This is a genomic window from Acidilobus sp. 7A (assembly GCF_003431325.1).
Taxonomy (GTDB): domain Archaea; phylum Thermoproteota; class Thermoprotei_A; order Sulfolobales; family Acidilobaceae; genus Acidilobus.
Window position 1 is genome coordinate 1,306,823 of record NZ_CP010515.1, and the last position, 14,136, is coordinate 1,320,958.

Genomic DNA, 14,136 nt, shown 5'->3' on the forward strand with positions numbered 1-14,136 from the left:
AGAAGGGCGAGGCTTTCGGTTGTAGCCCTGAGCTGGAAAGCTTTAGGTAGCTTGACAACAAATTGGCGCGCTAAGCCTAACGTAGCTGTTTTTGACTTTCATATATGACTAAAGGTATACCATCAGCCCAGAAGCAGTGCCGTGAGTCCCTGGAGGGGCGAGCCAGGCACTCAGGGCGTGGGGCCCCAGGTAACCCTGAGCGCCCCCAGGCCCTATGAGACCCCGAGCGGGGCGCGGGGGAACAAGGATGAGGCTATGAAGACAAGTCATGTAAATCTATTTGAGAGCTGAAGCTCTCCGGCACTCCAGGCCAATATCTTAGCGTCTTTTTCCGGGGCTTGCTATAAAATGCTCTACTTGCTGCCTATAAAAACTTCGTAAAGTGAATAATACCGGGTGTCCGCTAGTGGGTACGATATTTAACGAAGATGAGGTAAAGAAAATAGGTGAGAAAGCAGAGCGGTGGAAGGTCGTAACTTTAAAGCAGTGGGTAGAGAGGCTGCCGGAGAGGCAGGAGTCCTTTACCACGCTTAGCGATATACCTATAAAGGAGGTCTACACGCCGGCCGACATACCTAACTTTAGCTACGAGGAGAAGCTTGGCATGCCAGGCGAGTACCCCTTCACCAGGGGTATTCATGCAACTATGTATAGGGCCCGTCTCTGGACAATGAGGATGTTCAGCGGCTACGGAGGCCCTGAGGAGACTAACAAGAGACTCAAGTTTCTGATAGAGCACGGTGAGACCGGCCTGAGCCTAGCCTTTGATTACCCCACGCTAGTAGGTGTCGACCCTGACGACCCGATGGCCGAGGGAGAGGTTGGAATAGTTGGCGTTAGCGTCCCGAGCGTTGTAGACATGGACGTAGTTTTCAATGGTATAGACATGAGCAAGGTAACCACGAACATGACCATAAACCCTCCCGCCCCCGCCCTCCTAGCCTTCTACGTAGCTGTGGCTGAGAAGCAGGGAGTCCCATATACTCAGATAGGAGGGACCACCCAGAACGACCCTCTCAAGGAGTTCATGGCGCAGAAGAGCTATGTCTTCCCACCAGAGCCCGCAGTGAAGGTAGCCATGGATCTCATAGAGTGGAGCGTCAAGAACCTGCCCAAGTGGAACCCAATAAGCATAAGCGGCTACCACATAAGGGAGGCCGGCGCAACGGCTGTCCAAGAGCTGGCGTTTACCTTAGCTGACGGCATAGAATATGTGAGGCAACTGAAGAACAGGGGGCTTGACGTTGACTCCTTCGCCCCAAGGCTCAGCTTCTTCTTCGATGCACACATTAACTTCTTTGAGGAGATAGCGAAGTTCCGCGCCGCTAGAAGGATGTGGGCCAAGATAATGAGGGACTGGTTCGGCGCCAAGAACCCGAGGAGCTGGTGGCTCAGGTTTCACACGCAGACGGCCGGCGTGTCACTGACAGCGCAGCAGCCCTGGAATAACATAGTTAGGACTGCAATTGAGGCCTTAGCTGCTGTGCTCGGCGGCACCCAGAGCCTTCACACAAACAGCTTTGACGAGCCCTTCAGGGTGCCGAGCGAGTTCGCGGCCAAGATAGCGCTGAGGACGCAGCAGATAATAGCGTATGAGACCGGCGTGGCGGACACCATAGATCCCTTGGCTGGGAGCTACTATGTTGAGTGGCTGACGGATGAGGTTGAGGAGCGCGCGTGGAAGTACATTGACAAGATAGAGGGCATGGGAGGCATGCTTGAGGCCGTCAAGAAGGGCTTTCCGCAGAGGGAGATAGCGGACGCCGCCTACAAGTTCCAGAAAGACGTCGATGAAGGCAGGAGGTTTATAGTTGGCGTTAACATATTTGCGGAGAACGAGGTAGAGGACATTAGGAAGGTGCCACTGTTGGAGTTTGATCAGCAGGAGACGGAGAGGAGGCAGAAGCAGAGGATAGCGCAGGTAAGGTCAATGAGAGACCAGCAGAGGTGGGCCAGGTCCCTTGATGAGCTGAGGAGGGCCGCTGAGAAGGGTGAGAATATCATGCCTTACGTGCTTAATGCAGCTAAGGCTTACGCTACTCTTGGGGAGATCATGAATACCTTGAAGGAGGTGTATGGCGTCTATGTCGAGCCTCCAATATACTGAGGAAAGGCCGTTCAAGGTGATAGTTGCTAAGCTAGGCCTTGACGGCCATGACAGGGGGGCCAAGGTCATAGCTAGGGCCTTGAAGGACGCAGGCTTCGAGGTTGTATACACAGGCATAAGGCAGACCCCTGAGCAGGTTGCAAGAGCTGCCATTGAGGAGGACGCCGACGTTATAGGTGTAAGCATACTCAGCGGTGCTCATATACACCACGTGAGGCTCCTGATGGAGAAGCTAAGTGAAATGGGAGGCTCCGACATCCCGGTGGTAGTTGGTGGCACCATACCAATAGTTGACGTTGATGAGCTGAAGAGGCTAGGGGTCAGGGATGTTTTTCTCCCAGGCGAAAGCCTGGGCAGGATAGTAGACGTAGTTAGAAAGCTTGCGGAGGAGAAGCGCCGTGCGGAGCTCAGCGGAGGCTGAACTTAGCTTGAGTGAAAAGGTTGACTTCAAGCAACTGCTCGAGAGCGCTGCCAAAGGGAACCTTAGGAGCATAGGCAGGCTGCTCACACTAATGGAGAACCCCTACAGGCTTCCGCCAGAGGTCTTCGACGGCATAGCGCGCATGGCCGGTAAAGCGCACATTATAGGAGTCACAGGAATACCTGGGGCTGGCAAGAGCACGCTCATCTCTAAGCTGATAACGGAGTTCAGAAGGCGGGGCAACAGGGTGGCTGTGGTAGCTATAGATCCTAGCTCGCCGTTGAGCGGTGGTGCCCTCCTGGGCGACAGGCTGAGGATGCAGGAGAAGGCCGAGGACCCCGGGGTCTTCATAAGGAGCGTCTCGACTAGGGGGCTCAGGGGTGGCCTGAGCTTAGCGGCGCTTTCAATGGTGGAGGTCCTTGACGCGCTTGGGTATGACAAGGTTATAATCGAGACTGTTGGCGTGGGACAAGCTGAGACTGACATAATGAACGCCGTGCACACTGTTGTTGTTGTGACAATGCCTGGCGTTGGTGACGACATTCAGGCCCTCAAGGCGGGAGTTATGGAGATAGGCAACATATATGTGCTCAACAAGAGCGACCTGCCAGGTGCCCAGGAGGCCTTTGAGTACATATCATTTGCACTTAGCAAGGGTGAGCTTGGACAGCGCACGGGCGACTGGTCTCCCAGGCTAATAAGGGCCAGTGCAGTGATGGGGTCCGGCGTAGAGGACGTGGCCAACGTCATCGATGAGCACATAAGTTATCTCAGGTCTAACGGCCTAGCCTATGAAAAGGTGGCCGCCAGGAGGTTGACGCTTGTCAGGCTTATGGCTGAGCGTATGATAGCTGATAGCGTTGAGAGGGCTCTTCAGGTCAAGATTAATGACTTAAAGGAAAGGGTTGCTAGGGCTGAGGGCATTCTTGAGATATCTGCCGAGCTTGCTGACGCTGCCTGCAAGCTCATGAGCTCGACGAAACCTAAATAAATATATTTTATAATTATAAATTAGGTAAAACATTGCCGCCGTAAGGTAACAGGGGGTCAGGCCCGCTCGGGAGGCCCAACAAGGGCGCTACCTGTCTGAGGGCTGACAACACTTTCTCCACACAAGTTTGTTGGGAAAGTGCTCAGGGACAGACACGGGCCTGTCAGGGCCTTGGCAGGAACGCGGAGGGCTTGTCCCTCGCTGACGCCAGGCAAGGCGTTTAGGCCCTGAAGGCAAGAGGAGACGTGAGGGCTGGGGACCTCCTCCCGCCCCCGCGCCCACCTCCGCACCCCCAGCAAGGCCATGCCCGCGGCCAGCCCTCGCTTTTCTCAAATTTACGAAAAGCCAGGCAGGAGGCAGGCAGCTGGGCCGCCATGGAGGCGGTTCCTGTGAACCTCGAACCCCTCGTCTAACATTTCGTAAATTTGCGAAATTCGTTTAAGCGCCAGTCGCCTCCGCAGGCGTAAGTTCCCCCAGTCCAGAGGGCGCGGCCTCAGCCCTTACAGCCAGAGGCCTGCACATGTCTATTTCTTTTTGATATAAGAACTTTTCTATAGGGGGCTATCCTTCCCCCACCTCACGGAGGGGACTTTCGCCCCCTTAGCCCCCATAAAGTTAAACACTCCAGGTAAGCCTATAAGGCTAGTCGAAGTTTTTGTGAGTTACATCATGCATGAGAGGCTTTAGGACCATGCGCGCTTTATGGTATACTTAAAGGTAACGGGCGGGTTTCTGAGGCCATCGGGTAACACGGACTTTCATCGACGATAAGGGCCCTAAGGGAATTTTAAATTAAGGGTGGAGGATGGGGAACTTGAGTTCGGCCTATGTTCAAAGCGTTGTAGAGGAGAGGCTCTTAGCCGCGGCTAAGTTAAGGAGCGGGCTTTCAGCTAACGTATTTAGCGCGTATGACTTCAGGCAGCTGCAGACAAACCTGCTGTCCTACGTTGGCGCGGTGAAGGCACTCTTGATAACTATACCCAGGGACGTGCTCGGTGATAGTTTTAACCTCCTTTATAGGAGGGTGAGCGGGCTTGAACCTCTAATACTTAGGGCCACCGACACCACACAACTCTTGAAGTACTCTGACACCGCTGACGAGGTATTAGTTGATATAATTAATGCGCTGTTCAAGGCAGGCATTATAACAGAGCCTTCAGCCTCTTCGCTTGTTGGAAGGTGATGGTAGAGCTCTCTCAATTATGTGTAAACTTAAGAGTTGCGTCAAGACTTCATTATTCAGAACACAACCTCTATGCAATCTTTGGAGCTTGTAGCCTAGCTTGAAAAATACAGCAAGGGCTTCGTTTAGATGCTCCTTGACTAGAAGTCAAACGGTCAGCGGATAAAATATTTAAAAGCGCGAAGGCCTCATGCTGCCTTGGGGAGAACATGAGCTCAGCTGGTGGAACTCAACAAGCTGCGCCAACCGAGGAGCTCGGCTTCCCAGCAGAGGTTATACAGATAATAGGAAGGACAGGCGTGGCAGGTGAGGTAACTCAAGTAAGGGTAAGGATACTCGAGGGCAAGGATAAGGGCAGAATAATAACCAGGAACGTGATGGGTGCTGTGAGAGTGGGCGATATCATAATATTGAGGGAGACAGAAAGGGAGGCTAGGAAGCTGACGAGGAAGAGGTGAAGCCTCATAAATAATGTTGCGCTACTCTACGCCTTAGTCGCGCTTATATCTGCGGCTGTCTCTGCACTAACTTCAGCCATTCTAGTAAAAGCGGTCATCCCTAAGCGTGTAGTGATAACTAAGCCTTCGGGTAGGCCGGAGAGGAAGGCCAGAGTCAGGCGCAGGTATATAGTTTTCGAGGTTCTGACGGCGGCAGAACTCAAGGAGGACTCCGTGAGAAGAGCTCTTGAGAGTAAGTTCCAGGAGATCTTCGGCTCTGAGTCTTTAGTGCTGTCCAGCTTCAAAGTCATACATTACGACTCACGGCTCCATAGGGGTATAGTTAGGGTTAAGTCCAAGTACACAGACTATGCTATGGCTGTAATGGGGTTGGTCAGAGAGATAGATGGTGTAGGGCTACTTATGTACCCTATTGCAACGAGCGGAACTGTAAGGAGGGCCATGAGAAAGCTTCAGAAGTCTTAAGTGTCTAGCGCTTAACCCCTAGCGCCAGCTGCCACTATTTTAATTACATCATCATCCCTCAACTCATAATCGGCGCCCACCCTTTGTTTTGTCTTAGCATTGATGGCATAAAGAAACGTGTCCCCAAGCTCTGTGTGGATTGTATATGCTAGCCTCTTAGCGGTGGTGCCTCTAGGCACCAATATCACATCTGGCAGCACGCGGCCTTTCCTGTCCGTGAACTTGTTGAAGTCCTCGACAGGGTAGACAGCTATTAGGTTTAGCGCTTTGAAGAGGGCCTGGTTTATAGCCTGAACGACGCCGGTCCCTCCATAGCGTTCCATAAGCTCCCTTATCATATTAACTGCCTTCTGCGTCCTCTGATCAAGGACTCCCTTCACCTTAAACTCGGCGTCGCCAGGCAGGTACTCCACCAGGCCCTGCGTTGAGAGCCTCCTTAGTATAAGCTCGGCCAGCGCGCTGGCGGGCACGACGGGCACGTCGGAAAACGTTGACTTCAGTCGCTCTATGTTCTTAGCCGACTCGGGCACGTCGGCTTTATTGGCTACTATAACCATAGGCTTTGTCATCTTTCTAAGCGTTATAACAAGGTTTCGTAGTGCATCATCTGATATCCTTGGAAGCTCAACATCATTAACATTAAGCTTCTCTAACGCGGCCTCGACCTGAGGCCTGGTTATACCGAACCCGGAAACCCTCTGCGAAAACGCCCCCACAGGGTCCTTGAGGGCACCCACGGAGGCCAGCCTGACGAACTTGTCCCAGTCGCTCTTTATAGAGCTGTACATCCACTCATCAAGCTCAAAGGTGACGAAATTTACTTCCTCCACAGGGTCATAGGAGCCCGGCTCAGCAGGGGTCCCTTCAGACGTGGTTGAGCCGCTGGCGTCTACAATCAGCAGAAAGACGTCAGCCCTCCTCAGGTCATCAAGGAACTTGTTGCCTAGGCCCCTACCTTCATGCGCGCCCGGTATGAGGCCGGCCACGTCCATTAACTTCACAGGTATGTAGCGGTAGCCCATTATGCAGGCGCTGTTGGAGGCGTCACATCTGGGTAGGCCGAGTTCTACGTGGACGCACTTTTTCCTGGCATAGCCTATCCCTACGTTGGGCTCTATTGTGACGAACGGCCTGTTCTCTATGGGCACCTGAATGCCCGTGGCTGCGGAGAAGAACGACGACTTGCCGACGTTAGTCTTACCTACTATGCCTACGAGGGCGTTAGTAGGCTCCACGGCCCTTCATCTAAATTATATGGTTAGCCTTAGGGATCTTAAGGTTTCTAATCACGTTAGCCTGTTTACCGGTTTTTGCTAAAACTAACTTCAAGCTAACCCTCTTTCTTGGAGCTCTCAGCGGTCACGTTAAATTTTGAGAGATCGTCAATAGCTTTCTTGCACGACTCCACTACTTCTGGACAATTAGAGTACGCCTCAGACGCCTTAGAGAGTAGCATCAGTAGAGCGTCCTTAACAAGCCTTAACGCCTCAGGCGAGTCCTTTAGCTCGCTGAACGCCAGCTCAATTAGACTTCTCCACTCAGGGCTCTCTAAGTACTTTGCAAGGTTTGCAGGATTGCCCCCATAGACGCTGAAGTCATACTTTATCTCACCGTTAATTATATTCTCCTTTATGTTAAGTAGCACCGTAATAGCTTTCTGTTGTAACCTCTTCAGCTCATCGGCGTTCTTCGCCGTTATAGGCGCTTTACCGCTATCTATGTTGCTCATAGCTGTCGCTAGGACAGGGTTAGCTACGTGTCTAAGGAAGTCCAGTTTAGCCTTACACTCACTCACAGGCGCTCCCTGTTTCACTGTCAGGCAAGGGCTCTTTAAGAGCGCAGGAGTTGTTCTCTGGGGAAGGCTCTATAATTTTATTAAAAATATTTATATAAAATTATTTTTAAAGGATAGCGCAAGTTCTAAAAGCCTTCCGGCCTAGAGGACCAAAGGGCCAGGAAGCTTGGGCTTAAGTGGTTCTGAGGGGAGGCGGGATCAGCGCGCTAGGGCGCTCAGCGACCCTAAGGTTAGGGTTGCACTGTTCCTCGTAGGCCTAGCAGTTGTGGCCCTCGGGTCCTATTATGTTGCTGCTAAGGCCACATGGAACGCCTCTCACATAGGGGGAGGAGGCTATGACAACGCCTATATAAGTGATGAGATATACTATGTTGACGCGGCCAGAAGAATTCTCGTAAACGTTTTTGGATATCATGGAGAGCTGTTCCCATACAGCGGCGAGACGGCCTCTAATTATTACAACTTCGAGCATCCGCCCCTGGGGAAGTATATAATAGCTCTGTCTATGGCGCTTTTGGGTGACAAGCCGTTCAACTGGAGGGTTCCAAGTATAGTTATGGCTTCCTTAATACCGTTGATAATCTACGTTGGGCTGGCGTGGGGCAGGGACACAAGGTGGATAGTAATAGGAACGGTAGCAGGCCTTGCAGCGTCGGCGGACCATATACTTATAGTGATGGGATCAGTAGCCATGTTGGACATATACGCAGCCTTCTTCCTGTCATTGGCTATCGTGAGTGCGTTTAGAGAGCGCTTCTACCTCTCAGCGGTTTTTGAGGGGCTGGCTTGGGCTTCAAAAGAGACTGCGCTGCCCGGGGCCCTGGCCCTTCTAATTCTCATATTGGCGCGCAGCCCCAACAGGGCTGGTGTCATAAAGTTCCTAAAGGCTTTCATAATAGTTCTTGGAGTATTTATAGTGGCATATATACCACTCTTTGCACACTTCGGAGTTATGTATGTTATTCAACAGACCCTGGGAGGCTATAAATGGGACCTCGTAAGCCGTCCTCCAGGGCCGCCTGCAAGCGCCCCAAGCGGCTGGTTCTTTAACGTGAACCCCTTCGTGCTCTCGTACTCGCCGCTCCTAGAGGCCTCAATGACAGTTCCCCTAGAGCTTACAGCCCTCGGGGCCGCGATTGCTATCTTCGTCGTAGGCCTGGGCAGGGATAGGAGGCTCCTGCGGGCCGGAAGCACCTTCTTCGTATCGGAGTTCGTGGGGCTTTGGGCGGTTTACCTAGCTGGTAATCATACGCTCTACAGCTTTTACTCAGTAGTCTTTACACCAGCGATGGCTGTTACCTTAGCTGAAGTCCTGGACATATTATCAAATCAAATAAAATTATTTTAGATTTGTTCTATATATAATACGTGTTACTGCTTATAAACTCTCAGAGTCTATAATAATGTAAGAGGCGACCTACTGTGGTAAATCCTAGCGTTGTCAAAAGGGAGCCGCTAGTACAGAAGGTAAGGGCAAGGATACTAAAGGAATATGATAATATGAAGATACAGCTGATAAACGAGGGTGAGCTGCTTGTAATAACTGCCCTTGACGACTCAGACGTAGAGAGGCTTGTGCTAATTGCCCTTGACGAGGCTAAGTCCCCTGTGAGCTGGAGGGAGCTTAAGGCGATATTCCAGGGCATAGTAGGTGAGGACAGGCTGAGGAGAATTCTGGGCAGCCTTAAGGCAAGGAATGCGATAGCCGAGTTAACTCATACAAGGTACAGCCTACCCAACTACGTGCCTGAGCTTGAGATGAACAAGGTCAAGAACCCGTTAGTCTTCAGGCGCGCCAACGAGGAGCAGGAAGATGATATTCACGACAACAATAACTAAGGAAAACAGCCTATCCTAGGCCCTTATTTATGGCAGCCGTTATACGTGGAGAAACCTGAGGAGGCCTCTGAGGGCGCTTGAGCGAGCTCTGCGAGGTATGTGGGGAAGCTGAGGCTACGCATACATGTAGGCTCTGCGGCAGGAAGGTCTGTGACAAGCACTTTGACAGTAAAACAGGACTATGTGCTATCTGCTCTGGCGCGCTCTGTGAGATTTGTCATGAGAAGCTGGCAGTGACTTTTTGCCCCTCATGCGGCAGGCTCGTCTGCTATGATGACAGCGTCCAAATAGACGAGGTCAGGAGAGTCTGCAAGGAGTGTTATGCCAAAGGATTTAGGGGCCCTAACGTCCAGCTGGAGGCCCCTTACATAGGTGGGGCAATTAAACTAGCTAGGAGAACCCTGCACGTCTAGGGGCTAAAGAGGAAGCCACAGCTAGCCATTAAGGCGGCAGAGCTAATGCGATCCTTGGGAGTTAAGAAAGCTGCCAGGAGTTAAGAGATAATAGTTAAAGCCTCTCACAGCAAACAAGTCACAGGGGCCGCAAGTTAATGTCTCAGGAGAACAGGGTCTCCCTGCAGATAGATAACATGAAGCTTAACCTTGACGGAAGGGTCTATGAGAGCTCTCACATGATAGTCGTCGGGCTCAAAAGGCTCTCAGGCGAGGTTTCGTTTGGCACAGTCAAGGTTAAAGGTGAATTTGACTTATTGCCGCAGGCCAGTACGGTCGAGGACGTTGTTGAGGTCTCCGCAGGCGGAACATTTGAGTCGGACACTTATGGAGGCTCTGTGGCCATAAATGAGCTCGAGGACGGGTATTTGATAGAGTTTAATAAGCTTACAATAAAGTTTGACGTGGACGAGTCAACAGGCAAAGTCAGCGTAAAGATACCTAGGCTTGAGCCAATAAAGGCCTCAAAGCTGTTGTTTGACATTAAAGGTACCATTTCGCTGAACATGATCGTAAGCCCTTTTGTTGTGGGCGCCATGACTTTAGTTAATGATGGCAAAATTAAGATAACTGCTGGTGACGAAGTTAAGATAACTACCGAACCTGAGGAGGGCGGCGCTAATAAGTCTAAGGAGCTTCAGATTCAGAGAGCTCAAGGTAGAGCTTAGCTGTCTGTTGCTTTCAGCTCTAACTCTAGCCGGCCCTCAACGCGTTAACTACGCTTATGAGATCATATTAAATCGAACAGACATTATGGTTAGCTGTTAACGAGGCTTAGAGGGAGGACTGAGCCCTTACTAGTCCTATCTTAGAAATTATTCTGTCGGCAGCCTCCTTTTCACTGTGTGCCAATACGTAAAGCCCCCTCGGCGAATACAACGCGTCGTCGCAGCCGCTAGATGCCATGGAAGTCAACTTCACTAGTATCAGGTCACCATACCTAGGCCTTAAGAACAGCAGCCTTATCACAGACCCATTAACCTCCAGGTAGCTCTCCTCGCAGTCGTCCAGGCCCTCAGGCTTTGAGCACCTAAGGCCTCTCCTCTTAAGCTCATTAACTACCTCCTCAGCTCTCGTCATACTCGTCCTCTTCGACATCTGACTCCACCTCCTCAGCATGAGGTTTATACTCCACGCACCTGGGCATCTGTCCTCCCTCAACCGAAGAGACTTCGAGGTGATACCTTGCTATAAACGAGCACAGGGAGTCCCACGGTATTACAGCCTTCTGCCCAAGCTCCGTCTCCACAAACGCTAGGCTGCCTCTTTTAGTAACCTTAGCCCTCACGCGGTGTCCCAACTATTATGAAGAAGGGTGAACCTTAAGGGTCTTCTCGCGTCGAGACGTTCTTTGCTGTGGCCATTATTACAATGTCCAAAGCATTGTCCTAGTTATTGATAACATTTTTAGTCATTCAGGTAAAGCTTTCATCTCCGAGCTATATAGCTACGAATGAATACCGCTACTCATTTTAAAGAGGGCTAAGCAACGGCTCTGCGTGTTTCTAGCATTTAAGAACCTCCTTACTGCTTACGTCCCTCTTAACGACGCAGCCAGGGTATATTATGGCATATGATCCTATCTTAACTCCTGGCATGAGAGACACGTTTATCCCCGTCTGGGAGTGTCCTCCCATTATGGCGCCCAACTTGTTTATGCCCGTATCTATGACGGCGTCCTTGACTCTCATCTTAACCGTGGCATGATCAAACCTCAAGTTAGCTGTTATGGTTCCGGCGCCCAGGTTCACGTCCTCCCCAATGACGCTGTCTCCAACATAGTTGAAGTGCGGCGCCCTGGCTTCCTCCATGAGTACAGACGCTTTCACTTCAACTGCGTAGCCTGCCTTAGCGCCTCTAAGCAACACCGTGTCAGGCCTTATGTGTGTCGAGGGCCCGACCTTTGCGTCGTCCCCTATATATGCAGGGCCTTCAATGACTGCGTAGGGGCCTACATCAGCCCTCTCCCCTATATATGCAGGGCCTTCAACTATGGCAGTGCTGTGCACCTCACCCTTTATTATTAGCCCCCTTACCTCCTGCTGTAGCGCCCTCCTGTTGGCTAACAGGTACTCCCAGGGCCTTCCTATGTCTAGCCAGTCCTCCATGTCTATAGCGACTGTTTCAATGCTGCTGTTCCTGGCCAACATGTTTATGGCGTCAGTCACCTCAAACTCACCCCTAGGTGACGGCTTAAGGGCCTCGAGGTAGCGAGTGAAGTCATAGTCTACAGCGAGCGCTCCGGAGTACACTAGGTTGCCTGTGACCTCCTCCCTGGGCGGCTTTTCGACCACTTTCTCTACAAACCCTCCGCGGAGGATCACGACGCCGTAGTTCCAAGGCTCTGAAGCCTTAGCCGTCAGTATAGTATATGGCTTCATGGTAGATATGACGTCATAGGCCCTGTCCGTAAGAAACAGGTCACCATAGACTATTAGGTAGCGCCCTGGCCCCCCAGTCTCTAAGGCTTTCTTAATAGCGTCGCCTGTCCCAAGTTCACTGCCCTGTTCAACAGGCTTGACCTTAAGGCTAAGGTCCTTCGCGCACCTGTCCACGGCACTTATGATCTCCTCTTTCATGTAAGATACTACAACTAAAACCTCCTCTGGGTTCACGCGCGCTGACAGCTTCCTCAGGTGACGGCATACGAGAGGCTCACCAAGGATTGGAAGCAGAGGCTTAGGCCTGGTTTCAGTCAGGGGCCGAAGCCTTGTCCCCTCCCCAGCTGCCAGAATCACGAGCTTCATTCCTACGACCCTTTAGCCCTTATCATCCAGGGTGAGGAGTCTGTTTTTAACTCTGCCATGCCGAGCTGCTCCAGGGAGAAGGCATAGCCTAGCAGGCTCCTGGCCCCTATCCACTTGGCCACAGGCCCAGCCTCGGGGTAAAGCATGTCGAGGTACTCCTCTAGGGGCCTCCACTCTGGGCTCAGGGATGACCTGAGTTTAAGCAGCTTGCCTATCTTCCCCCTTATGAGCTCTGAGGCCCAGCTGGAAGCCTCATTTCTGTCTATATCAGGGCCGTGGCCAGGGTGCGCCACCCTCCATGAGTTGTCAGCCATCAGGGTCATAATCGAACTTATATAATCTGGCACGCTGAGTAGCGTGAGGCCCTCGCCAGGATTTACAGAGTCTCCAACAAAGGCATGATCGTCAACTATGTAACATACGTGGTCGTCTGAGTGCCCAGGGCATGAAATAACTTTTACTAGGCTCAGCCTCACAGGTTCACAGTCGCTTAGCTTGATAAGCCAGTCCTTTCTTGCAGAAAAGAACCTTAGGATCTCCGAGGTGTTTGAAAACGACGCTTTGGCTATGCTAAGGAGCTCTGGCGGAACTCTGCTAAAAGCCTTGACTAGCGCCCCATAGCCTTCATAGCTGGGCGCGGACTCCGATATGTACTTTATAGTCCTCTCAGAGGCGCAGACCCTGGCCTGAAGGGGCATCCTGACTATACTGAGCACGTGGTCCCAGTGCCAGTGGGTTAAGAGCACGTAGTCTACTTTCTCCTCCCTAAGTTCAAGAGGGGGGCCTGACCCTCCATCTATCAGCAGCGTGTAACCGGCTATATTAACAAGGTAGCTGTTGGCCGCCTTATCAAGCGGCCTTCCCATGGTCTCCAGCTTCCTTACCTTTATGGTCTCCTGCATTATTGCGCTCACAAATGACGCTGTTCCAGCGCATTAATACATTAATTTCTGCTCGGTATTTATGCTTCGCCTTAACAGTACTGAAAAGGTGTCAATGTAAGAAATCTAAAAGGCTGCTGTAGACCTAAAACGTCACTGATAGTCATTTCTGCGGGCACTTTGCTTTTAAATAGCAACCCTAAGAACTGCTCACTAGGGCTCAACCTTGATTGAAAGGACCCTGGTGTTGGTGAAGCCGGACGGCGTCAGGAGAGGTCTGATAGGCGAGGTCATATCGCGCTTCGAGAGGAAAGGCTTCAGAATAGTTGCTCTAAAGATGACCAGGATGTCACGTGAGAAGGCCATGGATTTCTACTCGGTTCACAAAGATAAGCCCTTCTTCAAGGACCTTGTAGAGTTCATGACAAGTGGACCTATCGTTGCAATGATATTAGAGGGAGACTCTGCTGTCTCAGTTGTGAGGGAGATTATAGGCACTACAGACGGCAGAAAGGCGTCGCCTGGCACAATAAGGGGCGACTTCGCTCTCTCAATACAGGAGAACGTTGTCCATGCAAGCGACTCGCCTGAAAGCTTTGAGAGAGAGTCAAAGGTAATCTTCAGCGACGAGGATTACATAACCTATTAATTTCTTTTATGAGATATTAACGAGCCCAGAGCGCCTTTACTTGAGCACATTCATTGATGCTGGAATAAAGAGGCGCGTTGTAGACTTCAGGACGTAGTTGTGTCACGTTAGCTTGCCTGGGTCTTAGATTGGAACGCCCGTTCATTAA

16 protein-coding genes are annotated in these 14,136 nt (G+C 51.4%); 10 read left to right on the forward strand and 6 right to left on the reverse strand.

What is annotated here, in order from left to right; translation table 11 throughout:
* Positions 1-415 precede the first annotated feature (415 nt).
* From SE86_RS06595 to SE86_RS06620, 6 genes are all read left to right on the forward strand, one after another.
* Positions 416-2,107 (forward strand): methylmalonyl-CoA mutase family protein, encoded by a 1,692-nt coding sequence (locus SE86_RS06595; protein WP_342755378.1) that lies wholly within the window; start codon positions 416-418, stop codon positions 2,105-2,107.
* Positions 2,085-2,528 carry a cobalamin B12-binding domain-containing protein gene (locus tag SE86_RS06600; RefSeq protein WP_117354793.1) on the forward strand — a complete coding sequence of 148 codons (444 nt, stop codon included), beginning with the start codon at positions 2,085-2,087 and terminating at the stop codon, positions 2,526-2,528. Before SE86_RS06595 ends, SE86_RS06600 begins: the two co-directional genes overlap by 23 nt.
* 7 nt (positions 2,529-2,535) lie before the next feature.
* Positions 2,536-3,519 carry a methylmalonyl Co-A mutase-associated GTPase MeaB gene (meaB, locus tag SE86_RS06605; RefSeq protein ID WP_211096547.1) on the forward strand — a complete coding sequence of 328 codons (984 nt, stop codon included), beginning with the start codon at positions 2,536-2,538 and terminating at the stop codon, positions 3,517-3,519.
* An 805-nt stretch (positions 3,520-4,324) separates the two neighbouring features.
* Positions 4,325-4,702, forward strand: a complete 378-nt coding sequence (locus SE86_RS06610) for a hypothetical protein (protein WP_148666799.1) — start codon at positions 4,325-4,327, stop codon at positions 4,700-4,702.
* A gap of 209 nt (positions 4,703-4,911) precedes the next feature.
* Positions 4,912-5,160, forward strand: a complete 249-nt coding sequence (locus SE86_RS06615) for a 30S ribosomal protein S28e (RefSeq protein WP_117354795.1) — start codon at positions 4,912-4,914, stop codon at positions 5,158-5,160.
* Positions 5,161-5,271: 111 nt separating this feature from the next.
* The gene (locus SE86_RS06620; RefSeq protein ID WP_158543149.1) at positions 5,272-5,625 is read left to right on the forward strand and encodes an Rpp14/Pop5 family protein; all 354 of its coding nucleotides are present in this window, start codon (positions 5,272-5,274) and stop codon (positions 5,623-5,625) included.
* 11 nt (positions 5,626-5,636) lie between these two features.
* Here SE86_RS06620 and SE86_RS06625 read toward each other — a convergent pair whose 3' ends face one another.
* Positions 5,637-6,860 (reverse strand): redox-regulated ATPase YchF, encoded by a 1,224-nt coding sequence (locus SE86_RS06625; RefSeq protein WP_117354797.1) that lies wholly within the window; start codon positions 6,858-6,860, stop codon positions 5,637-5,639.
* 95 nt (positions 6,861-6,955) lie between these two features.
* Positions 6,956-7,420, reverse strand: a complete 465-nt coding sequence (locus tag SE86_RS06630; RefSeq protein WP_117354798.1) for a hypothetical protein — start codon at positions 7,418-7,420, stop codon at positions 6,956-6,958.
* A 166-nt stretch (positions 7,421-7,586) separates the two neighbouring features.
* Between SE86_RS06630 and SE86_RS06635 the strand changes: the two genes are divergently transcribed.
* The 3 genes from SE86_RS06635 (at position 7,587) to SE86_RS06650 (ending at position 10,379) form a co-directional block, all read left to right on the forward strand.
* Entirely contained in the window at positions 7,587-8,768 is a 1,182-nt protein-coding gene (locus tag SE86_RS06635) for a glycosyltransferase family 39 protein (RefSeq protein ID WP_117354799.1), read from the forward strand.
* Between the two features lie 74 nt (positions 8,769-8,842).
* Positions 8,843-9,259 (forward strand): hypothetical protein, encoded by a 417-nt coding sequence (locus SE86_RS06640; RefSeq protein WP_211096548.1) that lies wholly within the window; start codon positions 8,843-8,845, stop codon positions 9,257-9,259.
* Between the two features lie 550 nt (positions 9,260-9,809).
* On the forward strand, positions 9,810-10,379 hold the full coding sequence (locus SE86_RS06650) for a hypothetical protein (protein ID WP_117354800.1): 570 nt from the start codon (positions 9,810-9,812) through the stop codon (positions 10,377-10,379).
* A gap of 106 nt (positions 10,380-10,485) precedes the next feature.
* Here SE86_RS06650 and SE86_RS06655 read toward each other — a convergent pair whose 3' ends face one another.
* The 4 genes from SE86_RS06655 to SE86_RS06670 form a co-directional block, all read right to left on the reverse strand.
* Positions 10,486-10,809: a hypothetical protein gene (locus tag SE86_RS06655; protein ID WP_148666800.1), complete on the reverse strand. Its 324-nt coding sequence runs from the start codon at positions 10,807-10,809 to the stop codon at positions 10,486-10,488.
* Positions 10,778-10,999: a hypothetical protein gene (locus tag SE86_RS06660; RefSeq protein ID WP_117354802.1), complete on the reverse strand. Its 222-nt coding sequence runs from the start codon at positions 10,997-10,999 to the stop codon at positions 10,778-10,780. The genes SE86_RS06655 and SE86_RS06660 overlap by 32 nt, the downstream gene beginning before the upstream one ends.
* Positions 11,000-11,216: 217 nt before the next feature.
* Positions 11,217-12,458 carry a bifunctional sugar-1-phosphate nucleotidylyltransferase/acetyltransferase gene (gene glmU / locus SE86_RS06665; RefSeq protein WP_117354803.1) on the reverse strand — a complete coding sequence of 414 codons (1,242 nt, stop codon included), beginning with the start codon at positions 12,456-12,458 and terminating at the stop codon, positions 11,217-11,219.
* Positions 12,459-12,460: 2 nt separating this feature from the next.
* Entirely contained in the window at positions 12,461-13,360 is a 900-nt protein-coding gene (locus SE86_RS06670) for an MBL fold metallo-hydrolase (RefSeq protein WP_211096549.1), read from the reverse strand.
* A 205-nt stretch (positions 13,361-13,565) separates the two neighbouring features.
* On the opposite strand from SE86_RS06670, the gene ndk reads away from it, so the two are divergent.
* Complete coding sequence (gene ndk / locus SE86_RS06675) at positions 13,566-13,988, forward strand: nucleoside-diphosphate kinase (protein WP_117354805.1); 423 nt, start codon at positions 13,566-13,568, stop codon at positions 13,986-13,988.
* The last annotated feature ends 148 nt before the right edge of the window (positions 13,989-14,136 follow it).